The organism is Duganella sp. AC237 (assembly GCF_979254035.1).
In genome coordinates this window covers 6,361,325-6,387,686 of record NZ_CEEDEW010000003.1, presented here as the reverse complement: position 1 = coordinate 6,387,686, position 26,362 = coordinate 6,361,325, and the positions used below count along the sequence as shown (strand labels likewise).

General features: G+C 65.6%; 21 protein-coding genes. 15 read left to right on the top strand and 6 right to left on the bottom strand.

Annotated features, from left to right (window positions below):
- The first annotated feature begins 246 nt into the window (after nucleotides 1–246).
- The 3 genes from AC0IYS_RS28200 (at nucleotide 247) to AC0IYS_RS28190 (ending at nucleotide 4,458) form a co-directional block, all read left to right on the top strand.
- Nucleotides 247–741 carry a winged helix-turn-helix transcriptional regulator gene (locus tag AC0IYS_RS28200; protein ID WP_090326449.1) on the top strand — a complete coding sequence of 165 codons (495 nt, stop codon included), beginning with the start codon at nucleotides 247–249 and terminating at the stop codon, nucleotides 739–741.
- A 156-nt stretch (nucleotides 742–897) separates the two neighbouring features.
- Nucleotides 898–1,428 carry a DUF4142 domain-containing protein gene (locus AC0IYS_RS28195; protein ID WP_471708295.1) on the top strand — a complete coding sequence of 177 codons (531 nt, stop codon included), beginning with the start codon at nucleotides 898–900 and terminating at the stop codon, nucleotides 1,426–1,428.
- Between the two features lie 156 nt (nucleotides 1,429–1,584).
- Nucleotides 1,585–4,458, top strand: coding sequence for a diguanylate cyclase (locus AC0IYS_RS28190; RefSeq protein ID WP_471708949.1), 2,874 nt, complete (start codon nucleotides 1,585–1,587; stop codon nucleotides 4,456–4,458).
- 10 nt (nucleotides 4,459–4,468) lie between these two features.
- On the opposite strand, the gene AC0IYS_RS28185 is transcribed toward AC0IYS_RS28190, so the two are convergent.
- Genes AC0IYS_RS28185 through AC0IYS_RS28175 form a run of 3 tightly spaced genes read right to left on the bottom strand, consistent with a single transcriptional unit; the run spans nucleotide 4,469 to nucleotide 8,739 of the window.
- Nucleotides 4,469–4,933, bottom strand: coding sequence for an OsmC family protein (locus AC0IYS_RS28185; RefSeq protein ID WP_471708294.1), 465 nt, complete (start codon nucleotides 4,931–4,933; stop codon nucleotides 4,469–4,471).
- A 9-nt stretch (nucleotides 4,934–4,942) separates the two neighbouring features.
- The gene (locus tag AC0IYS_RS28180) at nucleotides 4,943–5,404 is read right to left on the bottom strand and encodes a hypothetical protein (RefSeq protein ID WP_471708293.1); all 462 of its coding nucleotides are present in this window, start codon (nucleotides 5,402–5,404) and stop codon (nucleotides 4,943–4,945) included.
- Nucleotides 5,401–8,739, bottom strand: coding sequence for a patatin-like phospholipase family protein (locus AC0IYS_RS28175; RefSeq protein WP_471708292.1), 3,339 nt, complete (start codon nucleotides 8,737–8,739; stop codon nucleotides 5,401–5,403). Before AC0IYS_RS28175 ends, AC0IYS_RS28180 begins: the two co-directional genes overlap by 4 nt.
- 262 nt (nucleotides 8,740–9,001) lie before the next feature.
- Here AC0IYS_RS28175 and AC0IYS_RS28170 point away from each other — a divergent pair, with 262 nt between their 5' ends.
- From AC0IYS_RS28170 to AC0IYS_RS28150, 5 genes are all read left to right on the top strand, one after another.
- The gene (locus AC0IYS_RS28170) at nucleotides 9,002–9,562 is read left to right on the top strand and encodes a DNA-3-methyladenine glycosylase I (RefSeq protein WP_471708291.1); all 561 of its coding nucleotides are present in this window, start codon (nucleotides 9,002–9,004) and stop codon (nucleotides 9,560–9,562) included.
- Nucleotides 9,535–11,274 carry an FAD-dependent 5-carboxymethylaminomethyl-2-thiouridine(34) oxidoreductase MnmC1 gene (mnmC1, locus tag AC0IYS_RS28165; RefSeq protein WP_471708289.1) on the top strand — a complete coding sequence of 580 codons (1,740 nt, stop codon included), beginning with the start codon at nucleotides 9,535–9,537 and terminating at the stop codon, nucleotides 11,272–11,274. Before AC0IYS_RS28170 ends, mnmC1 begins: the two co-directional genes overlap by 28 nt.
- Before the next feature lie 148 nt (nucleotides 11,275–11,422).
- Nucleotides 11,423–12,181 (top strand): sensor histidine kinase, encoded by a 759-nt coding sequence (locus AC0IYS_RS28160; RefSeq protein WP_471708288.1) that lies wholly within the window; start codon nucleotides 11,423–11,425, stop codon nucleotides 12,179–12,181.
- A complete protein-coding gene (locus AC0IYS_RS28155) occupies nucleotides 12,178–13,875 on the top strand; it encodes a response regulator (protein ID WP_471708286.1) in 1,698 nt (565 codons plus the stop codon). Before AC0IYS_RS28160 ends, AC0IYS_RS28155 begins: the two co-directional genes overlap by 4 nt.
- Before the next feature lie 143 nt (nucleotides 13,876–14,018).
- Nucleotides 14,019–14,201, top strand: a complete 183-nt coding sequence (locus AC0IYS_RS28150; protein ID WP_471708285.1) for a hypothetical protein — start codon at nucleotides 14,019–14,021, stop codon at nucleotides 14,199–14,201.
- Between the two features lie 46 nt (nucleotides 14,202–14,247).
- On the opposite strand, the gene AC0IYS_RS28145 is transcribed toward AC0IYS_RS28150, so the two are convergent.
- On the bottom strand, nucleotides 14,248–15,090 hold the full coding sequence (locus AC0IYS_RS28145; RefSeq protein WP_471708284.1) for a PhaM family polyhydroxyalkanoate granule multifunctional regulatory protein: 843 nt from the start codon (nucleotides 15,088–15,090) through the stop codon (nucleotides 14,248–14,250).
- Between the two features lie 131 nt (nucleotides 15,091–15,221).
- Between AC0IYS_RS28145 and AC0IYS_RS28140 the strand changes: the two genes are divergently transcribed.
- The 5 genes from AC0IYS_RS28140 to AC0IYS_RS28120 all read left to right on the top strand — a co-directional run bounded on the left by AC0IYS_RS28140 (nucleotide 15,222) and on the right by AC0IYS_RS28120 (nucleotide 22,366).
- Nucleotides 15,222–16,415 carry a DUF3108 domain-containing protein gene (locus AC0IYS_RS28140; RefSeq protein WP_471708283.1) on the top strand — a complete coding sequence of 398 codons (1,194 nt, stop codon included), beginning with the start codon at nucleotides 15,222–15,224 and terminating at the stop codon, nucleotides 16,413–16,415.
- A gap of 1 nt (nucleotide 16,416) precedes the next feature.
- Nucleotides 16,417–17,199, top strand: coding sequence for a DUF3108 domain-containing protein (locus tag AC0IYS_RS28135; RefSeq protein ID WP_471708282.1), 783 nt, complete (start codon nucleotides 16,417–16,419; stop codon nucleotides 17,197–17,199).
- A gap of 147 nt (nucleotides 17,200–17,346) precedes the next feature.
- The gene (locus tag AC0IYS_RS28130) at nucleotides 17,347–18,726 is read left to right on the top strand and encodes a hypothetical protein (protein WP_471708281.1); all 1,380 of its coding nucleotides are present in this window, start codon (nucleotides 17,347–17,349) and stop codon (nucleotides 18,724–18,726) included.
- Nucleotides 18,719–19,528 (top strand): hypothetical protein, encoded by an 810-nt coding sequence (locus tag AC0IYS_RS28125; RefSeq protein ID WP_471708280.1) that lies wholly within the window; start codon nucleotides 18,719–18,721, stop codon nucleotides 19,526–19,528. Before AC0IYS_RS28130 ends, AC0IYS_RS28125 begins: the two co-directional genes overlap by 8 nt.
- A 3-nt stretch (nucleotides 19,529–19,531) precedes the next feature.
- On the top strand, nucleotides 19,532–22,366 hold the full coding sequence (locus tag AC0IYS_RS28120) for an ATP-binding protein (RefSeq protein ID WP_315215560.1): 2,835 nt from the start codon (nucleotides 19,532–19,534) through the stop codon (nucleotides 22,364–22,366).
- On the opposite strand, the gene AC0IYS_RS28115 is transcribed toward AC0IYS_RS28120, so the two are convergent.
- Together AC0IYS_RS28115 and AC0IYS_RS28110 are read right to left on the bottom strand one after the other, a co-directional pair.
- Nucleotides 22,363–22,869, bottom strand: coding sequence for a hypothetical protein (locus AC0IYS_RS28115; protein ID WP_471708279.1), 507 nt, complete (start codon nucleotides 22,867–22,869; stop codon nucleotides 22,363–22,365). The two genes, AC0IYS_RS28120 and AC0IYS_RS28115, sit on opposite strands and share 4 nt — an antisense overlap.
- A 109-nt stretch (nucleotides 22,870–22,978) precedes the next feature.
- The gene (locus AC0IYS_RS28110) at nucleotides 22,979–23,512 is read right to left on the bottom strand and encodes a CcdC protein domain-containing protein (protein ID WP_471708278.1); all 534 of its coding nucleotides are present in this window, start codon (nucleotides 23,510–23,512) and stop codon (nucleotides 22,979–22,981) included.
- 210 nt (nucleotides 23,513–23,722) lie between these two features.
- Between AC0IYS_RS28110 and AC0IYS_RS28105 the strand changes: the two genes are divergently transcribed.
- Nucleotides 23,723–26,182 carry an alpha/beta hydrolase family protein gene (locus tag AC0IYS_RS28105; protein WP_471708277.1) on the top strand — a complete coding sequence of 820 codons (2,460 nt, stop codon included), beginning with the start codon at nucleotides 23,723–23,725 and terminating at the stop codon, nucleotides 26,180–26,182.
- Between the two features lie 50 nt (nucleotides 26,183–26,232).
- Nucleotides 26,233–26,361 carry a hypothetical protein gene (locus AC0IYS_RS28100; RefSeq protein WP_471708276.1) on the top strand — a complete coding sequence of 43 codons (129 nt, stop codon included), beginning with the start codon at nucleotides 26,233–26,235 and terminating at the stop codon, nucleotides 26,359–26,361.
- Nucleotide 26,362: the final 1 nt, after the last annotated feature.

Below are 26,362 nucleotides of genomic sequence, written 5' to 3'. Positions count from 1 at the left end.
TTCAAGGTCGTTTTTTAGCCTATGTTGGTCACTGAAAAAAGGCTGAAAAATATTGTTTTTCACAGGGAAAGTACTTAACCGCAGGGCAAAAAAGGGAGGCGAAATTGACACTAGAAAAATCACACATAGTCACAGGGGTTTGCTCGCATAAAAGTCACACATTGTTACAGCCAGCATGCAAGTAAGTCGCATCGCTCGCTGCATTCTCAATCAATTTTCCTGATCACCTGAACCAAGGAGTTACACATGAAACATACCGATTTCGGCCGCATGCCTTGCCCTATCGCCCGCAGCCTGGGTAAAGTTGGCGAATGGTGGAGCATTTTGATCCTGCGCGACGCTTTCTACGGCCTGTCGCGTTTCGACGAATTTGAAAAAAGCCTGAAGATCGCTCCGAACATGCTGACCCGCCGCCTGGCCGGGCTGGTCGAGGGCGGCCTGATGGAGCGGCGCCAGTACAGCGCCCGTCCACCGCGCTATGAATATCTGCTGACCAAGGCCGGCCGCGACTTCAAGCCTGTGCTGCTGGCCTTCATCGCCTGGGGCAACGACCATCTGGCACCGGAAGGCGCCAGCCTGCTGGTGGTGAGCCGCGAAACCGGTAAACCGGCCGATCAGGTGCTGGTCGACGCCAACAGCGGCCTGGCCATCAACGACGAAGACTACATGTTCGCACCGGGGCCCGCCGCCAGCGACACCATGCGGACCCGTTTGATCGAGATCAGCAAGCACGCTTCCTGAGCGTTGTCGTAGCCACACAAGAAGGCGCCGCTTGCGGCGCTTTTTTTCGTTGCGGCCATGCTCCCGCCTCTGGTTCTTGCATAGCCGTAAGGTGCGTCCGCCATTGTCCAGGCTTTGTAAAATTAATTCCTCGTCATTCTTTTGGGAGCACCCATCATGAACAACAAGATCAGGATCGCCGTCGCCGCGTGTGTGGGCTTGCTGGCCGCCGGTGCCGCCACCGCGCAAAATCTGAGCAAAAGCGACCAGCGACTCCTCACCAGCCTGGCCCAGGCCAACGTCAACGAGGTCGCCGCCGGCAACATCGCGCTGCAAAAAGCCACGTCGCCGGAGGTCAAGTCCTTCGCCCAGAAGATGGTCGACGACCACACCAAGGGCTTGCAGGAGGTGCAGCAGGTGGCGCAGGCCAAGAACGTGACCCTGCCCGCCGAACCCGACGCCAAGCACAAGAAGATGGCTGACCGGCTCAACGCGCTCAGCGGCGAGGAGTTCGACAAGAGCTACATCGCCAACGCGGGAGTCAACGACCACAAGGCCGCCCACAAGCTGGTCACCGACGCCCAGCAAAAGGCCAAAGACCCGGACATCAAGGCGCTGGCGGCCAAGTTGCAACCGACCATAGACCAGCACATGAAGACCGTGCCGCAGATGGCGGCGGGCAAAAGCGACGCGCCTAAAACACAGTAAATAAATTGCTGCGAGGAACTGAATTCGCTTTGCATTCAGGCACTTGGCGCGGGGCGGCGAGGGCTCCTGAAAACTGTGGAATAATGCGGTAACAGCGTTTAAATGCGTTCGGGCAACTACGCCCGGCACACAGTCAAAGGACGTCATTTGGTGGACATGTTCGCCCTCGATGAGGAGCTGGCGCGGTGGGAGGCGGTGTTGCCGGAGGTTTCCGGCACGGCGCGTTTGCCGCTGCTCGTGGCGCTCGCCTGGCATTTGCGCCAGCGCGCGCCCGCGCGTGCGCGCGCCCTGTCTGCCGACATCGCCGACATCGCTGCCCTGACGGGTGCGCTGCCAGCGGCCGACGCGCTGGTGGTGCGCGGCCGCCTGCTGCTGATCGCCGCAGAATCGGAATGGCTCAATGGCCAGCTCGACACCGCTCAGTACCAAGCGGAACAGGCGCTGTCGCTGTTCGAGCAGGGTGCCGCCATCCGTCCCGACGCACACGCCGCGTGCGCCCGCGCCGACGCCTGCTGGGTGCTGGCCTGGGTGTCCAACGACCGTGGCGACAGCGCCGCCGGCGATCGCTGGCTGGCGCTGGCCGGCGCGGCCGCCCGCGCCGGCGGCGACCCGGTGCGGGTGGACGTGATCGACGCCGCCGCCGGCATTTGCGCCGCCTTTGGCGACTGGCAGGCCGCGCAGCGGCACTGGGACGGCCGCTTCGATGCCGATCCAAGCGGCCTGGCCCCGATCGCCGCCGGCTGGGTCAGCGACTACTTCGGCACCTGCGCCTTCCAGCGCAGCGAGTACGGCCGCGCCATCGGCCACCTGATGCTCAGCTTCGAGATGGCGCTGGTGAGCGGCCAGGTGCGCCGCGCCATCATCATCGCCACCAACATCGGCAACGGCTTCACCAGCCTCAACGCGCACGAGGCGGCGCTGGAATGGATGCAGCGCGGCCTCGACCTGGCGCGTCCGGCCGGCTGGCCGCTGTCGATCGGCATGTGCCTGATGCAGACCGCCGAAACCTTGCGCCAGCTGGGCCAGCGCGAGGCCGCGCAAACCCTGTTGCGCGAGGCGCTGGCCGTGCTGGCGCCGTTGTCCGGGTCGCGCGCCTACGCGGTGGCGCTGGAATACCAGGGCGACCTGGCGCTCGACCTGGGCAACCACGCGGCCGCGCTCGACAGCTTCACGCGGCTGGCCGCGCGCGGCGACGCGCTGGCGCAGAACGATTTCCAGAGCAGCGCGCGGCGCGGCCAGGCGCACGCGCTGTCGCACCTGGGCCGGCCGGACGAGGCGCTGGCCGCCGTGTGCGGCGCGCTGGCGCTGGCGCGCGAGCATGGCGACGCGCTGGGCCAGATCGCCGCCCTCAATGTGCTGGCCGATATCCACGCGCACCACGCGCTGCCCGAGCCGGACCTGATGATGGCGCCCAACCCGGTGCTGCACTACCTGCTGCTGGCGCTGGAGATCGCCGCCACCATCGACGGCTACACGGTGCCCGGCGCGCTGCTCGACGCCACCGCGCGCGAGTACGCCGCCATCGGCGACCACGCGCGCGCCTACGCGATCGCGCTGCAGGCCTCCGCCGCGCGCGACCAGACCCAAAGCCAGCAGGCCACCAACCGCGCCATCGCCATGCAGGTGCAGTACCAGACCGAGCGCGCGCAGACCGAGGCCGAGCACCACCGCCAGCTGGCGGCGGCCGAGGCGCAGCGCGCCGAGGTGCTGCAGCAAACCAGCGCCACCCTGGCGCACCTGAGCGCGATCGGCCAGGAGATCACCGCGCACCTGGACGCGGCGGCGGTGTTCCGCGCCCTCGACCGCCACGTGCACGGCCTGCTCGACGCCACCCATTTCTCGATTTTCCTGCTCGAGTCGAACGGCGTGTGGCTGTCGTGCGCCTTCGGCGTCGAGGCCGGCAATCCGCTGCCGGAGGTGCGCTATTCGCTGGCGGACCCGCGCGCCAACACCTCGCGCTGCGTGCGCGAGCGGCGCGAGATCCTGATCGAGCTGGGGGCGGCGGATGTGACGCCGAACCTGATCCCCGGCACCTTGCCGACCCTGACGTTGCTGTTCGCGCCGCTACGCGTGGGCGAGCGGGTGCTGGGGGCGATGACGGTGCAGTCGCTGCACGCCAACGCCTACGGCGAGCGCGAACGGCTGATCTTCCGCACCTTGTGCGCGTACGGCGCCATCGCGCTCGACAACGCCAGCGCCTACCGGCAGGTGGCGGCGACTTTGAAGACGCTGAGCGCGACCCAGGAGCAACTGCTGGAAAAGAACCTGGAGCTCGAACGCGCCTACCAGGCGCTCGAGGAGGTCAGCCTGACCGACCAGCTGACCGGCCTGCGCAACCGCCGCTTCTTCCTGCGCAACGTCGACGCCGATGTGGCGATGAGTTTGCGCGGCTACGACGGCGGCCAGCATCGCGGCCACCAGTTGACCGAGTCCGAGCTGCGGGCAGCCAACGATCTGGTGTTTTTCATGGTCGACATCGACCACTTCAAGGAGGTCAACGACCGCTATGGCCACGCCGCCGGCGACGCCATCCTGGTGCAGATGACCGAGCGCCTGCGCGAAGTGTTCCGCGAATCGGACTATGTGATCCGCTGGGGCGGCGAGGAGTTCCTGGTGCTGGCGCGCGCCACCCACCGCGACGACGCGCGCGTGGTGGCCGAGCGCATGCGCCGCGTCGTCGCCGAGCGCGAGTTCGTGCTGCCGGACGGCGTGCGGCTGTCGAAGACCTGCTCGATCGGCTTTGCCTGTTTCCCCTTCCTGCCGGCGCAACCGCGCCTGCTGTCATGGTCGCAGGTGGTGGAGCTGGCCGACCAGGGCCTGTACATCGCCAAGCGCTCCGGCCGCAACGCCTGGGCGGCGTTGTACGGCACCGAGCGCGCCCGCGCCGACGGCCTGTTCCCGCGCCTGATGCATCAAGTCGACGAGGCGCTGTCGGAAGGCGAGGTGCGGCTGGTCAGCAATCTGGAAGGACCGCTGTCGCTGGGCGGCGAGCGCCGCCGCATCGGCTTGTCGAGCGACCTGGAAACCTGATCCGGTTCGATCAGGCGGCCGGCGGCTCGACCACCACCTCGACATTGAGCGAATTGGCGATGTAGCATTTATCGTGCGCCTCGTGGTGGATGGCGTGCAGTTCGTCTTCGCCGGGCGGCGCGGTGCCGGCGAACACGATGGCCGGGCGCAGCGCGATGCGCGTCATCGCCATTTTGCCCTGCTCGTTCTTGCCGAGCGTGCCGATGGCGTGGTCGTTGTAGCTGTCGACCGTATGCCCCCGTTTGGCGGCGATCGAGAGGAAGAACAGCATATGGCAGCTCGACGCGGCGGCCACCAGCGCCTCCTCGGGATCGACGGCGGCGGCGTCCGACATCGGCAGCGGCACCGACAGCGGCGACGACGACGCCGGCACGACCGCGCCGCCGTCGAAGCGCCAGGTGTGCGCGCGGCTGTAGCGCTGCCCGAGGAAATCCTGCCCGTCGCGTTTCCATTCCAGTGTTGCCTCGAACTGCATGCGATGCTCCTATTTGGCGGCTTTGGGGCATTCAGTATCCCACATCGCCGGCAGCGAGTCGGGCATGGCCGGTTTCATGTCGGTGATGACCAGCGAATTTTTTCCGGATAACTCAGCGTCGATTTCGATCGGCACCCGGCAGCCATTCCAATACACCGTCTGGTTCTTTTCCAGTCGCGAGAATGCCCCCGTTGATTTGATGAGCATTTGTCCCGGTTCGAGGCGCTCACCGATGGAGAGCGTCCAGCCATCGTGATGGGGATCGCTGAAGAAGGCGACCTTGTCCCGCAGCGGATTGATGATGAGCGTTTTGACATTGACGGCGGTGTTGCCGGTGTTAAGCACCGAGACGTAAGTGGTTGATTTTATTTTATTATCTTCCAGTATGTACCACGACGACTGCAGGCGGATGGTTTGATAGCAGCAGCCGGACAGCAGCGCGGCCAGCGCCACGAACGGGCCGGCCCTCATGGCCGCGCTCCATCGCCGCCGCGCACATGGGCGCGGGTATTGGTCTTGTGGATCTCGTCGGTCTGCGCCTTCAGCGTTTGATCGAGTACGACGAGCTGAGCGGAGATGGCGCCGATGGCGGCGCTGTAGTCTTTCTCCGCTGGCAGCTTCGCCGATATTGTCAGCAGCGTCCCCTTGATGTCGCTCAGCGTCTGCGCACTTTTGGTATTGTCTAAAGTATTGATCAGGGTGATCTGCTTGTTGAGCAACTGGCCGATATCGTTGCTGATCTGGTTATTGACGGTTGAATTATCGATGATCGATTGCTGAAGTTTTTTCAGTTGCGCGGTCAGTTCCATGATCAGCGTGGCGACGGCCGGATCGGCCTCCCGCGCTTGTAATATTTTCCTGAGCTCGTCGAGTGTTTCTTTGCTGAAGGCGACCTCGCCGCCCTTCGCGAGCGCCACTTCGCCGCCTTTTTGGAGCGCGAGCGTGCCGACGACGCCGGCGCCGAGCGCGCCCGTCGCCGCGATGGTGGTCCACAACAGGCCCGCCTGGCCGGCCGCGCGCACCGCGTCGGCCGCCGCCGCCATCGGTGGCGCACCCGCACCTGCGTTGTCGGCCGCCCGCTCGGCGGCGGCCAGCTTTTCCTCGCTGGCGTCCACCGCGCCGGCGGGGAAGCGCTTCCAGTACTCCCCCTGCGGGAAGTCGGCCATCACGCTGTGGTAGCCGAGCGCGCGGTAGCTTTCGAACTGGACCTCGTCGAAGAACTGGTCGGCCGTCGAATGGTGCGGGAACGGGTTCATCTGCGCCTTGTCGGCCTTGGCGGCGTAGCGGGTGATGTCGAGCGGCTCGTTGCCCGACAATAGCGGCTTGATATAAATGATGCTGCCGTCGGGGCACGATCCGTCCACGGTGGAGTAACGGATCACGCCGTGCGCCGAATGTTTATGCCTGTTTTGCGCGCCGCGCGTCCAGGCCGGCGTCGGCAGGCCGTCGGGGAAGACGATGGAGACGCCGAAGTCGGTGCGGATCTTGCGGATCGCGTTTTCCAGGTCTTCGAATTCGTATTTCGGATCGCAGCTGGCGTCGACCACGACGATGCGCCGGCAGCGGCGGCGCACCATTTCGTATAGGCCCAGGTTCTCGAAGTGGCCGCCATCGCTCAGGTAGACGAAGTCGCTCTTGGCGGTCGTCGCGCCCAGCGACTCGGTCAGGATGGACATGGAGCCGAGCGGGGGCTCTGAACGCTGCAGCGCCTTGACGTCCTTCAGTGCGGGATTGGGCAGCCACCATCCCAACCGGACGTTAAAGAAGGTCATCACGAAGGCGATCAGCGTCGAGGTGTGGTATCCCATGCTCGATGACGCGGCCGCGCCGGAGATCGTCATGGCGCGCGCCAGCGAAATGCCTTTTTCGGACGAATAAAAATCCGAACGCTGATACTCGGTGCCCTTCGAGCCGGTGAAGTGCGGCGTGACGGTGAACGAGGCCGCCTTGCGTTGCTGCCAAGCGAGATCCTCATTGCTGGGCTTGACCAGGTTGAGCGCGATATTGATCACATGATAGAGCCGTGGCCTCGGTGGCGGACGTGGCGGCGGCGTCTTTAGCGGGTCCAGCTCCTTCATCTGCAAATTGTCGTTCGGATCGAATCCCGTGAACGGATCTGGTTCGCGCTTGTCACGCGCGGCACCCAGATAGGCGCGCACCAGCCGGTTGCCGTACATGCTGTGCAGGGAAAAGGTGTTGGTGCCGAAGTAGCGCGAGGCGATCAGGCCGATGATGACCGAGCCGGCAAATATGAAGAACTGGCCTCCCAAGCCGGCTTGCGTGGTCTGGATGGCGTAGTAGGTGTCCAGATTGGCGCACAGGCGCGTGTTTGCAAAGATGGCGCCCAGCGTGAGGTGTTGCAGGTCGCCGATCATGGCCAGCACGAAGCTGGTGACGATCAACAGCGCGGTGATGAAGATCGCCGCGGCCAATTGCAGTACGTGCTCACCGGCGATGGCGAACGCGCTCTTGACTTTGCGCGTCAGCCGTTGGCCGCTTTTGCTCCAGTAGCCGTATAACCCCGTCACCACGCCCATGCCGCCGGCCGACGCGCCCAATAATTTGGTCCATGGGCTTTGCAGCAGCAGATAGGGGCCGAAGATCACCACCGCGTTGGAGAAAATCCAGGCCAGGCAGGCCCAGAATATCCAGGCGCTGGCGCGCGCCCACCATTCGCGGTCATCTTCATCCGAGAAGCGCTGCGCGAGGCCGACGTAGATGGTGATGGTCAGCCAGCCGGCCGCCAGCAGCGCGGGCACGCAAAATACGGAATACAGGCCCGCCGCCAGCATGTCGTTGGGCGCGTAGTGCTCCATGAGTGCCAACTGTGAGAATTTTTTTATCACGTGGAACATCAGCGCGCCGGCGATGGCGCCCACGCCGAATGCGGCCAGCATCTTCTTGCCGGACTTTGCGTCAGGGGTATTCGATTGCGGGCGCAAGGCAAGCAATTGGGCCGTCGTCGTGACCACGGCGCCAACGCAGACCGCGATCCAGAGCATGTTGGTGGTGAAAAAGTCTGGCGTGACAACGCGAGGAATGGCCCAGCTTTGCACGATCGCCGCGCAGCACATCGGTCCGAAGCATCGCTTCATGAATGTGTTTTCTTTGCCTGCTTGCGGGGCGTAGCTTGGCAGACTCGTCAGCGCCACTCCGAGTCCCCACAGGAGCAATCCCATCATCACGCCCAGAAAGCACACGCCGGCCGTGTACGAGGAGAACCATGGTCCGGCGCGGAAAGTCATCGCAAGATTCAGTCGCGGCAGCATGACCAGCGCCGCCAGCAGCGGCAGCAGCATCAACCAGTGCAAGGTCAGGTTGCGGATGAAGGTGGCGATCAGCGTGATCAGATCGATCGAGAAACCGTGGACCGGACTCATATAGTTGCTATAGGCGCGCAACTGCCGGACTTGATCGGGCTCGGGCTTCTCGTGCTCGGGCGCGGCGCCCGTGCGCGCGGGCGCCAGCTTGTTCAGCACCCCGTCGACGTTGCCATTTTCCCGCGCGATCCAGCTCGACAGCCAACTGGCGATGTAGCCGCCGCCGGAGACCGACGACATGTAGTGGAATTTGTCGAGCCACTTGCGTTCGGCCAGCGCCTGCAGCACGCCGAGGCAGAAGGTGGCGCTGCGCACGCCGCCGCCGGACAGGCAGATGGCGGTGCGCTCGTCGCCGTCGGGCAACGCATGTACCGCGGCCCGGAACTGAAGCTCGCGACGCGCGTTTTCCTTGTCGGCATCGGCAGGCTCGATGGGCTCGAGGGACTCCAGGCGCACGCCGTGGAGCAGCAGTAATTCATATTCCAACACACTGGACACTGGCACCGGCACACCCTTCGCAGGTTGGCGGCTGGTGTTAAAAAAGTCAAACGCAGGCTCTGTGGGGAACGGCATGGCGGTTCACTCCCGGTTTTGGACGACTTATAATATTGTGATTTTTATAGTTATCAAGAATAGATATAAAAATGACAAAAAGCAAGCGCTCCCTCCGCCACTGTGGTAATCGCCGCACATGCCCGATACCGGGCGGTATACCTTATACTGACGCGCCACCATTCTTCCCGCTCCCATGACCAAGACCCGCTGCGGCTGGGCTAACCCGGCCAATCCCCTGTATCTGCACTACCACGACACCGAATGGGGCGTGCCTTGCCACGACGAGACGCGCCTGTTCGAGATGCTCAATCTGGAGGGCGCGCAGGCGGGGCTGAGTTGGGAAACCATCCTCAATAAACGCGAGACCTACCGTGCCGCCTTCGACCAGTGGGACGCGGACAAGATCGCCGCCTACGACGCCGGCAAGGTGGCCGCGCTGCTGGCCGATCCCGGCATCGTGCGCAACAAGTTGAAGGTGGCGGCGGCGATCACCAACGCGCAGGCCTACCTGCGCCTGCGCGCCGGCGGCGGCAGCCTCGATCAACTGCTGTGGGCCTATGTCGGCGGTAAGCCGATAGTGTCGGGCGACGGCCCGCGCGCCAGCAAGACGGAACTGTCGGACCGCATCTCGAAGGATCTGGCCAAGCTGGGATTCAAGTTCGTCGGCTCGACGATCATTTACGCCTACATGCAGGGCATCGGCATGGTCGACGATCATGATCCGGCGTGCTTCTGCCGGAAGCGGCGCAAGTGACGACGGCTGGCGCGTCACGGCGCGTGGTGCTCGACACGGACTTCGCCGATGGCGCGCGGTTTCTGGCCGCATGGGCGCAGTCCTCTGCGCCGGGGGCCTCGCCGCTGCACTACCTGGCCGTCGCGCCGGCGCTGCCGGACGCCGAACGCATCGCCGATGCGCGGCTGCGTGCCAACTGGCCGCTGAACGTGCCGGGCTTGCACCGCATCGTGCTCGATGACGGCCGCGTGACACTCGATCTGCTGGTCGGCGCGCTCGACGCCGTGCTGCCGCAGATCGAGGCGCGGGTCGACGACTTCCAGGTTTCGTCCTGCGCGCCCGATTTTGCCTCCGCCTTTGCGCGCGGCCTGGCGAAGCTGGCCGCGCCGCGCGCGACGCTGCACGCGCATGCGCCGGACGAGCCGCTGGTGTGGGCGCTGACGGCGGCCGGTTTCGCCTGCCACGCCGTCGCCGGCTCGCGCGACGTCGGCGCGGTCTACCAAAGCCGCAAGCCGCAGCCGCCCGCGCCGCCGCAGCCGGAGCGGCGCGCGATCGTCGTCGGCGCCGGCCTGGCCGGTTCCTCCGCCTGCCATCGCCTGTGCGCCAACGGTTGGGAAGTGACGCTGATCGAACGGCACCCGCAGCCGGCGCAGGAAGCTTCCGGCAACCTGGCCGGCATCTTCATGCCGCTGCTGTCTAAGGACGACAATATTCCGACCCGCTTGAGCCGCGCCGGCTACCTGTTCGCGCTGCGCGAATGGCGGCGCCTGGGCGGTGTCGGCAAAGCGTTCGACGGCGCCGATTGCGGCGTGCTGCAACTGGCGCGCGACGCCGCGCATGCGAAGGTGCAGCAAGACGTGCTGGCGGCGTGGAATTATCCGCCGGCGTATGCGCGCTGGCTGGCGGCCGATGGCGCCGGCCGTTTGCTCGGTGGCGGCACGCCGCACGGCGGCTGGCTGTTCGAGCAGGGCGGCTGGGCGCGGCCGGCGTCGCTGTGCGAGGCCATGCTCGACGCTTGCGGCGCGCGTTTGCGCCGCGCGTTCCACACGCAGGCGCTCGAGTTGCGGCGTATCGACGGCGAGTGGCACGTGATCGGCGCCGACGGCGCGACGGTCGCGCGGGCGCCGACGGTCATCCTGGCCAATGGCACCGGCGCCGTCGACATCGCGCAGGCGTCGCTGCTGCCGCTGTCGGCGCTGCGCGGCCAGGTCACGCACCTGGCGCTCGACGAACCCGGCTCGGCGGGCGCTCCCCGGCTGCCGCTGGTGGTCTGCCGCGAGGCGTATGTGACGCCGGCCGCCAACGGCATCGTCTGCGCCGGCGCGACCTACGACAACGACGACGATCCGCACCTGCGCGCGGGCAGCCAGTTGGAGAACCTTACCCGGCTGGCGGAGATCGTCCCGGGCGATGACGTCGCGGCACTGGCGGCGAGCGCGCCGCTGGCGGGCAGGGTGGGCTTCCGCTGCGCCGCGCCGGACCGCCTGCCGCTGTGCGGCGCCTTGCCCGACCATGGCGCCGCCGGACGCCTGGAACGCCTGCGCGACGTGCCGCGCCACCCCGGGCTGTATGGGCTGCTGGGCTACGCATCGCGGGGCCTGATCTGGGCGCCGCTGATGGCCGAGTTGCTGGTCAGTCAACTGGAGAACACGCCGCCACCGCTGGAGGCGAGCCTGGTGGCGGCGCTCGATCCGGGACGCTTCCTGCTCAAGGAGCGCCGCCGCAGCCAGTGATCAGCCAGTGATCAGTCCGTGATCGCGCCGCCACACCGGCGTTGCGTTGACGCAAATATCCTGCGCACACAAGCCATCCCGGCGTTGGCTTGGCTATATCCCGCAGGATATAATCACCCTTTGAACCGGGCGCGAGCACCGCACAACAATGGACGAAGACCAAGCGCAGCACTACGAGGGATCGCCAGAGCTGCTGATGTTCCTGGCGTCGACGGTGCACGACATGAAGAATTCGATCAGTGTCCTGAGCGGCACGCTGGAGAACCTGATCGCCGGCCCCGCCTCCACCGCCGCGCCGCCGCCTGCTCCGGCCGCCGGGCAGCCCCACTACGAGCAGCTGGGCCAGATGCTGTATCAGACCCGCCGCCTCAACGACAACCTGATCCAGTTGCTAGCGTTGTACAAGGAGGTGGGCAAGCCCGGCTACCCCTTCGATCCGGCCGCCCACCGGATCAGCGAGTTGGTCGACCAAGTCAAGGGCCAGGCGCGCATCCTGCTGCAATCGCGCGGCGTCACGCTCGATGTCGATTTTCCGGCGGACGCCATCTGGACCTTCGACGAGGACCTGATCATCGGTGTGCTGGTCCACGCCATCAACAACGCCATCCGCTACACGCGCGACCGCATCCGCCTGGCCGTCAAGGTCGACGGCGACTACCTGGAACTGCGCGTGGAGGACAACGGCGGCGGCTTCCCGCCTGCCATCCTGGAGGCCGGCGCAGACGCCATGAAGACCGGCGGCGGCAAGGTCAACTTCCTTAGCAACAGCAGCGGCCTCGGTCTGTACTTTTCCAGCGAAGTGGCGAAGATGCACAAGCATCGCCAGCGCCACGGCGGCATCGCTTTGGAGAATGGCGGCAGCGGCGGCGCCCTGGGCGGCGGCTGCTTCATCCTGCGGCTTCCATGAGCGCGGAAAACCAGGCCAGCGGCGACATCGATTGGGCCGAGAAGCGCTACCTGCTGGTCGACGATTTCGTCGGCATCCGCCAGCTGCTGCGCGAGTCGCTGCGCAACCTCGGCGCCAAGCACATCGACCAGGCGGCCAGCGGCGGCGAGGCCATCGTGCTGCTGTCGAAGACGCGCTACGACGTCGTCATGTGCGACTACAACCTTGGCGACGGCAAGAACGGCCAGCAGGTGCTGGAGGAGGCGCGCCTGCGCAACCTGATGCTGCCCAGCAGCGTGTGGCTGATGGTCTCGGCCGAGAAAAGCGTGGAGTCGGTGATGGGCGCGGCCGAGCACCAGCCGGACGCCTACATCATCAAACCGATCACCGAGGGCGTGCTGTTGACACGCCTGAACCGCGTGTGGAACAAGAAGCAGATCTTCCGCGAGATCGACCAGGCCTTCGCCGACAAGGACTACCTGCGCGCGGCGCGCCTGTGCGAGGAGCAGATCGCGCTCTATCCGCTGCACGAGATCGACCTGCAGCGGATGAAGGCGACCTTGCTGCTCAAAAGCGGCGTGCCGGAACAGGCGCGCGCCGTGTACGAGAAGGTGCTCGAGGAGCGCGACTACAACTGGGCGCGCTGCGGCCTGGGGAAGATCCGCATGAGCGCCGGCGAGGTCGAGGCGGCGCAGCAGATGTTCCAGGCGGTGATCGCCGACAACCGCTTTTACATCGACGCGTTCGACCAGCTGGCGCTGTCGTTCCAGCAGCAGGGCAAGCACGAGGAAGCCTTTGGCGTGCTGGAAAAAGCCGCCAAGCTGTCGCCCAATTCGGTGCCGCGCCAGCGCGCGTTCGGGCAGACGGCGCTCAAGCTGGGAAATATCCCGGTGGCCGAAAAAGCCTTCCGCAAATGCATAGAGATGGGCGAGTACTCGGTGGCCAAGACGGTTGACGCGTATTTCGGCCTGGCGCGCGTGTGCGGCCAGAAGAACGACACCAAGGAGGCGATACGCTTGCTGAACGCGGCGGTCCATCAATTCGGCGGCGACCAGGTTACCCTGCGCGCCAAGATCACCGAGGGGCTGGTCTACCACGAGAGCGGCGATTACCGGCGCGCGCGCAAATCCGGCGACGAACTGGAGGCGATGCTGGCCGACGAGACCAAGCAGCGTCCCGACAGCACCACCTGCCTCGATATGGCGACGTTGCTGTTCGCGGTCGGCGTCAAGGACGCGCCGGTGACCTTGCTGTGCTACGTGGCGCGCAACAACCATGACAACGCGGCGCTGCTCGAGGATGTGCAGAAGATTTTCGACAAGGCGCGCATGGGCGACGAGGGCACCGAGTTGATCAAGGCCTCGCGCCAGGAGGCGGCCGACATGATGAACAAGGGCGTGCTGCTGTGGAAGACCGGCAAGTTGATCGAGGCGGTCGAATGGATGCGCGTGGCGCGCAAGGCGCTGCCGCACAATATGCGCATCCTGTTTAATTCAGCGCAGATCCTGATCTCGCAGCTGCACCAAACTGGCTATGTGCGCGAGCTGGCGGAGGAGGCGATCGGCGTGTTGATGCATGTCGACGCGATCGCGCCGGGCCAGCTGCGTTTTGCGCAGTTGATGGAGCAGCTGGCGATGCTGGCGCCGGTGTCCGGCGTGGTGGCGGCGGCGGCGGCGAGCGAGTACGAGGCCGCCAACGGCGCGGTTCCCGACTGATTTGGTGGTGACGGATGGACGCAACAGCCAACTTGTTTCCGGGCCACCAAATGATTACACTGAATCGCGGCGCAGCCCTGTCTGCGCCTTGAAATAAAGGGCAAAACCATATGCGTGATATCGCAAAAGAAGTGTATACGAAGATGAAAGTAGGCAGCGTGGCCTGGATACGGCCGGTCGCCGCCAAGGGAGATACCCTCGACAGTTTTCAGTCCGCCCACGACAGCGCCAAGCTGCTGGAGGAAGAAGGCCTGATCGATATCGAAAAAGTGCAGCGCCAGGAAGACGGCATGATCGACGCCATCCGCATCCAGCGCCTGGCCTGAGGCCGGGCGCCGGCCGCAGTGGCGCCGGGTACTGGCCCGTTACTCGCTAAAGCTTGTCGGAGCCGGGCTTGCCGGTTTTCGCCGGCGCGGTTTTGGCCGGGGCCTTTTTCGCCGCCGGCTTGACGGCCGGCTTGTCCGCCGATTTATCGGCCGATTGATCAGCTGCCGGCGCGGCGCTGGCCGCCTTCGCGGTGACCGGACCGGTGCCGGCGTCCGCACCGGCGGCCTTGCCGCCGGCCGTGGCGGCGGTGGCGAATTTCACCGCCGTGTCGGTGGCGCGCGCGGCGGCATCGGCCATCATCGATTCGGACGCCATCGCCGTCGACACGGCCTGCTTGAATTGATCCTGCAGCAGATTCCACCACACGGCCGGATTGGGCATCTGGGCGGCGGTGGCGGCGTCGGGGGCCGGCTTGGGCGGCGGCCCGGCGTCCGGCGCCTTGGGCGCGGCTTGCTGCGCCGGAGCCGGTGCCGGTGCCGGCGCGGCCGATGGCGCCGGAGGCCATGACGGCTTGCTGGCGGGCGCCTTGTCGGCTTCGCGGGCGTGGTGGAAGAAGGCCGACGCGTACGGATTGGCGTCGAAAATCGACTTGTCGTTGGCGCCCGTGTTGACGGCGGCGGCCAGGCTGGCGCCGACGGATTTGAGCGTGGCGATGGTCCCGCGCTGCACTTCGAGCGCCTGGATGCTACCGCGCAGCATACTCATATTGAGGTTCAGCCAAGCCTCGACGGCCTTCAGGTCGTTGATCTTCTTATCCAGTTCCTCGACCGACAAGGTCGGCGCCGTCAATCCGGGCACGCTCATGCTGCCCCACAGGTTTTTGACAAAGTCTAAAGTATCCGTCATCACTCCGGCGCCCGGGATGTGCGGCATTTGCGTATTGGCCATAACTGTCTCCTGTGGATTTTAGCTTTCAGCGTAGCAGATATCCGGGCCGCATTCAAAAAGATTTTGACAACATTTCCATCGCCGCGCGGCGGCGGACCGATGGCTTTGCCCGAACACGTTAAACTAGCGGCATGACGATTGTTTCCTACCTCTTTCAACGCCGACGCCTGCTGGTCGTATGCGCGGCCACCCTGGCGCTGCATTTGGCGGCGATCGACTGGGCGGGCAATCACCTCGGTTCCTCCGCGCCGCGCACTTCGCCCCATCCGCCGTCGGTGATGACGGCGCAATTGCGACTGACCTTGCCCAAGCGCGTCGAGAGCGCGCCGCTGGTGGACGTCAAGCCGCTGGCGCCGCAGGAAGTGCCGCGTCCCCGCGTCAAGCGCCCGCCGCCGCCCCGCGAGCTGCCGCCACCGACGGAACCGGCGCCGGCGACCGACGCGCTGGCCGCCATCGCCGCCATGCCGGTGCCGGCCGGCGACGCTACGTCGGCGGACGGCGTCGGTGAGGGCGCGCCGGCCGGCGGCAAGGATGGCCAGGCCAGGGCCGGGGCGGCGAAGGCGCAAACGGGCACGCCGCCGGCGCCCGCCGAGTCGCCGACGCCGGCGCCGGCCGTGCCGGCCGAGGTGCCGCCGCAGGGCACGCGGCGATACAAAGTGCATCTGCCGCCGTCGGCCAGGTTCGACATGGCGGTGGCGCGGGTGGACGCCGACGGCACCAAATGGACGGGCTCCGCGTCGATGACATGGCATACTGACGGCAGCCGCTACGACGCCTCGGTCGAAGCCGGCGTCAGCCTGTTGGTGACGCGCGTCAACCTGCTGGTACTGCGCAGCGAAGGCGTCATCGACGACTACGGCATCGCACCGGTCAGGGTCACCGAAAAGCGCACGCGCCGGGCGGAGACCGCGACCCACTTCAACCGCGAGCAGGGCACGATCACGTTCTCGGCTTCCGAGCGCAGCTATCCGTTGCTGACGGGCGCGCAGGACAAGGCGACAGTGCCGTTCCAATTGGGCGGCATCGGCCGCGCCGACGTCAACCAGCTGGGCGGCGATATCGATCTGCAGGTCGGCGACGAGAAGGAGGCGACGATCTTCCGCTTCCAGCTGGTCGGCGAGGAGGAACTGAACACGAAGATGGGCAAGCTGGTCACCTGGCACCTGACGCGCCCGCCCAAGCCGGGCACCTATTCGTCGCGGCTCGACATATGGCTGGCGCCGGGGATGAACTGGTACCCGGTCCAGATGCGCAACACCGAGGCGAGCGGCGCGCTGACCACGCAGACCGTCTCCAATATTACGATGACAGAATCCGGAAAATAACATGCAAAAAAAACCTACCATCCGCTTGCTGGGCGCCGCCGCGCTGCTGGCGTTGTTTGCCGGCGCAGGCGCCATGACGGGCGCCCACGCTGCCGGCGACGCCGCCGGCCCCCACCCGAGCGCCAAGCGGGCGCACAGCGAGCCGCCGTCGGCGGACCTCAACTACAACATCACGGCCAAGCAGCACGGGCTGACGATCAACGGCACGGCCGCCGTGCAATGGCGCGCCGGCGACGGCAAGTACGCGCTGTCGGTCGAAAGCCGCGCCGCCATCTTCGGCAAGATCCTCGAAACGCGCAGCGAAGGGCTGATCGACGACTACGGCCTGGCGCCGGTGGCGTTCTATGAAAAGCGCTTCCGCAAGGAGGCCAATACCACCAGCTTCAAGCGCGACACCAAGACCATCAGCTTCAGCGTCGGCGACGAGACCTACCCGATCAAGGGCGGCGAGCAGGATCGCGCCAGCATCCAGTGGCAGATCGCCTCGCAGGCGCGGGCCATGCCGGACAAGTTCAAGCCGGGCAGCGAATGGGCCTACTTCGTCGCCGGGCGCCGCAACGCCGAGCAATGGAGCTTCAAGGTCGCCAACGTCGAGCCGGTGCAGACCGGCAACGGCGAGGTCAGCGCCGTGCACCTGGTGCGCCAGCCGCTCGACGACGACAAGGGCTCGCAGGTCGACCTGTGGCTGGCGCCGTCGCTGGACTGGTACCCGGTGCGGGTAGTGTTCAAGGACGCCGACGGCGACTTCGTCGACCAGACGCTGGATAAGGTTGCCAAGAAATAAACTCCGGGGTCAGGTCCACCATTTCTACACGGGCTAAACCGTTTAGAAAGGAGGCCCCGACCCCGCCCGCCTGCTATACTGACGCCCCCGCGATGATGATGCTTTGTTGCACGATTTGCAATCGCGTTGCGACCAGAATGGCAGAGAATGATTGAACCTATAACAAGTGAGTCCGCGTCCGATCCGGCGCTGGACCAGCAAGACACGCAAAACAGCCTCCAGGCGCACTTCAAGCCGAACATCTCGGCCGACGAAATCGAGCAGGTCTACCACCTGAAGCGCGCGCAGCCGCTGCTGCAGGTGTTCACGGCGCTGTTCCACGGCGGTTTCGACGGCGTGCTGGTACGCCTGCTGGTGCTGCGCGAGCTGGCCTCCGACACCGCGTCGGCCAGCTTTAGCCGCGCCGACATCAACACCCGCCTGGCCTATCTGCTCCCCGAGAGCCTGGAGACGGTGCTGATGCGCCTGCGCACCAACCTGCTGCTGGCGTGGGACGCGCAGCATGCCGTCTACCGCGTCACGCCGATGGCGCGCAACGTGCTGTCGGCCATCGACGCGCTGCTGGCCATGGGCAAGGAAGAAGACCCGGCCGACATGGGCTATCTGTTGTCGCAGGTGGCCGGCGCCCAGGTGATGGGCGGCGTCACCGTCGACCAGTTGCAGCATTTGCTGGGACGACTGGTCGAACTGACCGAGGAGTTCTCCGACGCCATCGCTTCCGGTTCCGAATTCCGCCTGCGCGCCTCGCAGGCCAAATGGCACATGGCCTGCGACTGGGTCGAGAAGGGCTCCGAGATCCTGCGCGCCATCCTGGCCGACGAAAATGCCGACAGCGCCACCCACCGCGCGGCGCAGGCCATCGGCCGCGCGCAATCGGCGCTGCTTAATATGCAGGGCATGTTCTCGCGCGCCCTGAACCAGATCGAGCGCCAGCGCGTGCACCTGGGCCAGTCCGGCCTGTCGACCACCGACATCAAGCGCTGGCTGCTGCTGCACGAGGACCTGGCGTCGCTGGCCGAAGGCGCCATCGACCAGCCGGTGGTGCCGCTGTTTATCACCCCGGCCGAGATGATCGACGTCGCCGAGACCGAGCTGCTGGCCGACCGCGCCGTCAGCGCCGTCTCCGGCGGCCTGCCGTCCGGCGAGGACGCGCCGACCACCATCAGCGACGGCCCGGCGATGCAACAGGAGCTCGACGAATGGCTGTCACGCCTGTCCGACTTTGCGACCTTGGCCAAATTCCCGGCCCCGGGCGCCGCCGGCGAACCGCCGCCGTCGATCCCGGTGCAGGATTCGCTGCTGCCGGCGACCTTCGCCGTGGCGTCCTACCGCGCCTCGCTGTTGCCGCTGCTGGGCGACGCCGACGAAGCGCGCCTACAGGGCGCCACCGGCGACCTGGCGCGCCTGCCGGTCACCTTCAACCCCTGCGACGAAATGGTGCAGCTGCCCGATTTGCACGTGGCGGCGATGTCCCTGGCCTCCCTCTCACTTTCTTTGAAACCGGAAGGCGACAAGTCCGATGAATGACGATTCCCAAATCCTGATCGCGCGCCTGCTGACGCATCAACACCTGCGCCGCGACGACAAACTGGTCAAGCGCGTGCTGTCGGACGAATTGTTCCGCGCCGAAGTGGACGCGCGCCTGCTGGCCACCGGCCTCAAACTGCTCGACAACGTGTACGCCGACCACGTGACCCTGGCACTGCACCGCGCCATCGAACCGAAGATCTTCGGCGCGCGCGACGTCTGGCAAAACAATAACTTCGGCCTGTCGCGCGACGGCGTGGCCCTGCTGGTCGTGCTGTGGGCGCAGATCATCCTGCCCAAGCGCGAGCGCCAGGAGACCCACCAGCACGCGGACGATGAACAGAACGACATGTTCGGCATCGAGAAGCCGCTGCCGCGCGCCGAGGACACCTCGATCGGCATCGCCTACAAGGCGCTGCTGGCCGACTTCGGCGACAAGTTGGGCAAGAAAACCCGCCTCGATATGAACCTCGGCATCCTGGCCAAGTTGGGCTTCATCGAGCGTCGCGGCGATGTCATCGTCGAAGGCCCGCTGCTGGACCTGATGATGGACACCGACCAGCTGAAGGAGCGCATCATCAACGGCGCGCTGGCCGACGTCTTCAAACGCTCGCCGGCGCAGGTCATTCCGGTGCCGCGCCGCACGCCGCCGATCGCCGTCGACGACGAACCGGCTGCGGAGCAGGCGGCCGAAGAAGTTGAAGACGACGTCCCGGCGTTCGACATCCCCGTCGAAAGCCTGCCAGACGCGTCGCCAGCCGACGCGCCAGCCGACGACACCGACCTGCCCACCAAGGACTAAACCATGTTTCACATCAAATCGTTAGAACTGGTCCACTGGGATTACTGGCAGCGCATCAAGAACATCCCGCTGGACGCCAAGATCATCACCATCGCCGGCCAGAACGGCTCCGGCAAGACCACCTTGCTCGACGCGCTGCGTACCTTGTTCGGCCTCGATTGCTCGATGGGCCGCACCTACAAGCACTACGCTCGCCACAGCGGCCAGCAGACCGCCTGGCTGCGCGCCGTGGTCGACAACAAGAACGTCGGCAAGCAGCTGTCGAACCGTCCGTTCCGCAGCTCCGGTTTTTTCAGCGACGACGAAGTCACGCTGTTCTGCCAGATCCAGAAGAACGGCGGCGACTGGAAGCGCCAGTACCTTATGCGTCCCGGTAACGTGCAGATCGAAGACATCGGCGAAGCCGGCAACGACTGGCTCGGCGTCGAGAACTACCGCAAGCGCCTCGCCAACGCCGGCCTGTCGCCGGCGATGGCCAAAGTGCTGGCGCTCGAGCAGGGCGAGACCGACAAGCTGTGCGAATACGCGCCGCGTCAGTTGCTCGACCTGGTGTTCCAGGTCTTCGGCGACAAGGAAGTGCTGGACGCGTACGACGAGGCCAAGCGCCACCAGCGCGACACCGAAGTCGAACTGAAACGCTTTGAAACCGAACTGGAAGCTTCCAAGACCAACCTGGAAGGCCTGCGCCTGCGCGTGGCCAATTACCACCAGTGGGAAGACCTGAACAAGGAACGCCGCAACCTGCAGGAAGAAGTGCTGCCAACGCTGGAATACCACGAGGCGCGTGAAAAGCACGGCAACGTGAGCCGCCAGCTGCGCGAGGCGCGCAAGCCGCTGATGCAGGCCGACCAGCAGATCACCGACAAGCGCAACCAGCTGGCCGCGCAGGCGAAAGCGCTGACCGACGCGCAGCAGCACGAGACGGTGCTCGAGCAGGAATCGACGTCCCTGCAAACGCGCCTGACGCACATCAACGGCAAACTGAAGCCGCTCGACAGCCTGCTGGAACAGAAGGTGCGCCTGCAAAAGCTGGCCGCAGATTCCGGCGCCGACCTGGCCGAAGTGGCGCAGCAGCTGCAGGAAAAGGAAATCGAGCTGGCGCGCCAGCGCAACGCGCGCGACGCCATCGCCGCCAAGATCGCCGGCGAACTGTCGACTATCTCGGCGTTGCAGGGCAAGACCGCGATGCCGGAGCCGGAAGCCCAGCGCACCATGCGCCGCGCGCTGAACGACGCCGGCATCGGCCACGCCATGCTGTCCGACATCGTCGAGGTGACGGATGCGCGCTGGCAGGGCGCGATCGAGGGTGTTCTCGGCGGCTATGCGTCGGTGGTGCTGCTGGATAAATCCAGCGACGCTTCGGCGGCCTACCGCCTGGCGGAAAAAGAACGCTATCGCCACTTCATCGTGCCGGACCTGGTCAACGCGCCGACCGTCAAGGACGACAGCCTGATGTCGGTGGTGAAGTTCTCGGCCAAGGTTCCGGCCTGGCTGGTGGAACAGCTGTCGCGCATTACACGCGTGGACACCGTCGATGCCGGCGCCAAATTGGGCAACCACGAAGAGTGGATCACGCCGGACGCCTACCACCGCGAACGTCGCGGCGGCCGTTCGCTGTTCGTGGAAGTGTCGCGCTACCGCTTCGGTTCCGCCGGCCGCACCCAGCGTATGGAAGCGATCCAGCGCTCGCTGCCGGCGCTGGAGGCGCAGGAGGACGCGCTGACGCTGATCGTCTCGAAGCTGGCGTCTGAAATCAGCGCGCTGAAGACCCGCTTGGCCGGCGTCGACGCCGCCAAGGAACTGGCCGCGCGCCAGGAAGAATTCGACGAGGCGGCGCGCAACGCCGTGCCGTTGAAGGAAGAGCGCACCGAAGTCGGCACCCGCCTGGGCGAGCTGCAAAACCTGATCAAGAACGCCGTGGTCACGCGCACCCGCGCCGACACGACGTGGCAGAACGCGCGCTTCGCCCTGTCGGAAGCGGAAGCCGGCATGCGACTGAATAACAAGCGCCAGATCGAGCAGCGCGCCGATCACGCGCGCGCCTTGCTGGCGTTGCGCAAGTCGTGGCGCCATCTGCCGAAAAGCTGGCGCCGTCCGGAACGCCGCCTGCGCCTCGTCAAGGACCACCAGAACGCGCACCAGGTCAACCTGCGCATCCATAGTCTCGAGGCCAGCCTGGCGCGCAGCGACTGGGAACTGGATGCGACGGTCATCGACCAGTACCAGCGTCTGAACGATCAGCTCAGCGGCCGCCAGTCCGAGACCGAGGAGCGCCGCTATCAGAACAACCGCGCCATCGAGGCCACCGGCAACGCCCGGGGCGCCTACATGGAGCGGCTGCGCTACACCATCAAGACCTACTCCAAGAACATCAAGGAGCTGGGCGAGCTGGCGGGCATAGAGGTGCACTCCGATCCGGTGCGCCTGGAGAACGACGACGTGCAATTGGCGCAGGCCGGCCTGCACGTGCGCTTCAAGTTCGACGGCAAGGGCATCATCGGCATGAACGACGGCGAAGCGTCCGGCGGCCAGCAGGTGATGAAATCGCTGGTGCTGCTGATTGGTTTGCTGAAGTCCGAAGACGGCTCCGGCGGCTTCGTGTTCATCGACGAACCGTTCGCCCACCTGGATATCCGTAACATCCAGCTGGTCGGCGAGTTCCTGAAGAACACCGACGCCCAGTACCTGATGACGACTCCGCTGACGCACAACACGGACGTCTACGATCCTTCCGAACTGACGCTCATCACGAGTAAAAAGAAGAAGGATACCGAGTGGGCGCAGCCGATCTTCGTGCTGCAGCGCCGGACCGACGGCGCCGCCGCCAAGGTGGCTTAAGTGGTCGTGATGCCCAACAGCTGATCGAGCTGGCGGGCGAGGGCGGCGGCGGTCTCGCTGCCGCGCGCCTTTTGCACCGCCTCGATGTAAGCGTGGCGCAGTTCGCGCAGCTCGGCTACGCTGCTGGCCTTTTCGACCTTAAGCTGCAAGGTGAAGCCACGCAGGCCGATGGTGTTCTTGATGGTCTTGTTGTAGAAGTCATAAATCGACTGGAACTGCGCGATCTGCGCGGTCTGTGCCGATTGCAATGGCGGCTCGGCCGGCGCGGGTTCTTCGACCAGCGCCGCGTAGCCAGTGGCCGGCACGATGTAACCATGCTCCAGCAATTCGGCCAGCGCGCTCGCGCCCAGTCCCAGCCCCGCCACATTGCGCAGCAGTTCCTCCTCCGTGCGCCGGCCATCGATCAGGACCAGCAAGGTGCGCAGACGCGGCGCAAGCTGATACTTGCGCGTCGCAATCTCCTCCTTGCCCTTGGCGGTCTTGTCGTAGATGGACGTGTTCATAGTCGTGCGAAGTATTGCTGTGCGGATACTTCAGGATATCACCGTTTGCATCCAGCCCCGCAGCATAACGATAGCACTGTCGTTTAAATGGCGTGAAATTAATCCGGGATTATTTGATATCGAAGATGTCGATCGGGCGTGGCAGCGGTTTCTGGCTTTTGTGCCAGCGCACCAGCAGCAGGCTGTAGGTGGCGTAGTAGCCGGCCAGAAGACCGGACAGCACGGCCGTCACCGGGTTGCCGAGGAAATCGGGGTCCAGCGGCAGGCCGTCGTGCATATGCAGGTACGCTTCGAACAGGCGGTAGATCAGGCGGCTGACGAACAGCATCGTCACCAGCAGGGGGATGCGCCGGTCCGGCGTGTAGAAGAAGCCGTCCGGTTTGTTCTCCAGGCGGGTCAGGCGGAAATTGCGCTGGCCCAGCAGCGCGCCGACGACGGCGCCGGCGACCAGCGCGCCCAAGGCGATCCATTTGCCGATCAGCAGGCCCAACATTACCAGGATGACCAGGGACATCACGCTCGCCATCGCATAGTGGCGCCACAGTTCCGACCTGGTGCGCACGATCATTTTTTTCAGCCGGGAGTAAATACGCCACACCGCCAGTGGCACCAGCAGTAGCAACGTCAGCGTTGTCATTTCCATAGTCTATCCAACCGCGTCATTCGAAGAACTGCGATTGTACGCGAGAGTGGGAAGGGCGGGCAGCGCAGCCCACCGCGAACCGCCCAGGATGCCGCGCTGCAGCATGCGTTACAGATTGTCACGAGAATTCCTGCGCGCATTGACATTCGCGTTTAGCATGAGCACACTGAACCGCAGCAGCCCCACCGATTCTGGACCGAAAGGACATCCATGAACAAACAGATCCCCATGCTGCCCCTGAATTTAGGTTTGATGGCCGCCTCGCCGCAGACGGGCGCGCAGGAAGGCGGCTACCGTTTGCCGCCGGCCGCCCTGCAGGCCATCGTCGACGCGCCGCGCGCTCCGGCGCTCAGCCTCAGTCCCCAACGCGACTTGGCCGCCGTGGTGCAAACGCCGCCGTTGCCGGGCATCGCCGAAGTGGCGCAGCCCGAACTCAAACTGGCCGGCCTGCGCATCAATCCGCGCACCTGCTCCTCGTCGCGCTTCTCGTTCGGCACCGATCTGGCGCTGCTCGATATCGCCACGCAAAAGGAAAGCCGCATCCGCGGCCTGCCGCGCGGCCTGCGCCTGTCGGACCTGGCCTGGTCGCCGGACCAGCGCTACCTGGCCTTTACGCACATGGCCTTCAAGGGTGATCGCGGCGCGGTCGAACTGTGGCTGGTCGATATCGCCGCGCGCAAGGCCGGCCGCCTGTCGGCGCAGCCGCTGTCGGCGGTGCTCACGCGCGGCTTCAACTGGCTGCCCGACAGCAGCGGCTTGCTGGTGCACTGGCGGCCGACCGGCATGGGCAAGGCGCCGCAGTCGACCGGCATTCCGTCCGGCCCGATCCAGCAGGACAGCGAGGCCGATGGCGCCATGCGCCAGCTGCGCACCTATCAGGATTTGCTCAAGAACGAGGACGACGCGCGCCTGTTCGAGCATTACGTCACGGTGCAGATGGTGCTGCTCGACCTGCACGGCAAGGGGCGCATGATCGGCGCGCCCGGCCAGTATTCGCGCACCTCGATCGCGCCCGGCGGCGAGTACCTGCTCACGCAAAGCATCACGCGGCCGTATTCGTACATCGTGCCGGCCAACAGCTTCGGCGAGCGTGTCGACGTGCGCAACCTCGATGGCGAATTGCTGCACACGGTGGCAACCTTGCCGCTGGAGGAAGGCCTGCCGCCGGGGAACGACGCGGTGTCCGACGGCGTGCGCCACGTGTCGTGGCGCGCCGACGCGCCGGCGTCGCTGGTGTGGGCCGAGGCGCAGGACGGCGGCGATCCGGCGCGTTCGGTGGTCGACGGCATCCGCGACCTGGTGTACCTGCATGCGGCGCCGTTTGCCGAACCGCCCAAGGTGCTGGCGCGGCTGACGATGCGCTACGCCGGAATCGCCTGGGGCAGGGAGGATGTCGCGCTGATCAACGAGCGTTGGCACAAGACGCGCGACTACAAGCAGTGGATGATCGCCCCCGGCCATTTGTCGACGCCGCCGGAACTGATCTACGCCGGCTCGTACGAGGACCGCTACAGCAGCCCGGGTTCGCCGGTGATGCGCGCCGACTCCACCGGCTTCCCGCGCCTGCTGATCGGGCCGGGCACCACCATCCTGCTCGATGGCGCCGGCGCCACGCCGGAAGGCGACCGTCCGTTCATCGACCGCCTCAGCCTGACGACCAGGCAGAAAACGCGGCTGTTCCAGAGCGAGGCGCCGTACTTCGAGAACGTGGCGGCGGTGCTCAACGACGACGGCACCTTGTTGATGACAACGCGCGAGTCGCCCACCGAGCGGCCGAATTATTATCTGCGCGACCTCACCAAGCCGGCCGGCAAGCAGTTGCGGGCGCTGACCGACTATCCGCATCCGACGCCGCAGTTAAAGGATGTGCACAAGGAGCAGATCCGCTATCCGCGCAACGACGGCGTCGAATTGACGGCGACGTTGATGCTGCCGCCGGGCTACGAGCAGGAGCGCGACGGCCCGTTGCCGCTGCTGATGTGGGCCTATCCGCAGGAGTTCAAGTCGGCCGGCGCGGCCAGCCAGACCACCGGTTCGCCGTACCGTTTCAACTCGGTCAGCTACTGGGGGCCGGCGGCGTTCCTGGCGATGGGGTATGCGGTGCTGGACAACCCGTCATTCCCGATCGTCGGCAGCGGCGAGGAGGAACCCAACGACACCTATCTGCCGCAGCTGGTGGCGGACGCGCAGGCGGCGGTGGACGAGGTGGTGCGGCGCGGCGTGGCCGACCGCCATCGCATCGCCATCGGCGGGCATTCGTATGGGGCGTTCATGACCGGGAACCTGCTGGCGCATACGCGCCTGTTCCGGGCCGGGATTGCGCGCAGCGGCGCCTACAACCGCACGTTGACGCCGTTCGGCTTCCAGTCGGAGGAACGGCCGTTCTGGCAGGCGCAGGCCGTGTACCAGGCGATGTCGCCGTTTAATAACGCCGACAAGATCAAGGACGCGATGCTGTTGATCCACGGCGAGGAGGACAGCAATTCCGGTACCTTCCCGTTGCAGAGCGAGCGCATGTTCCAGGCGATCAAAGGGCTGGGCGGGACGGCGCGGCTGGTGATGCTGCCGAAGGAATCGCACGCCTACCGGGCGCGCGAATCGATCCTGCACATGCTGTATGAGACCAACGCCTGGCTGGATAAATACGTGCGCCAGGCGAAACCGGTGTAATCGGCGGGCGTCGTAGAATGGACGCCCGCCCTTACCCTGGAGTGAAGATCATGGAATATGTCACCTCCCACCGCGCGCCCGATCCCTTGCCGGACGATGATACGGCGCCGCCATCACCACCCCATGTGCCGCAACCGGTGCCGCAGGACGACCCGGTGCCGGACCACAATCCGAGTTGAC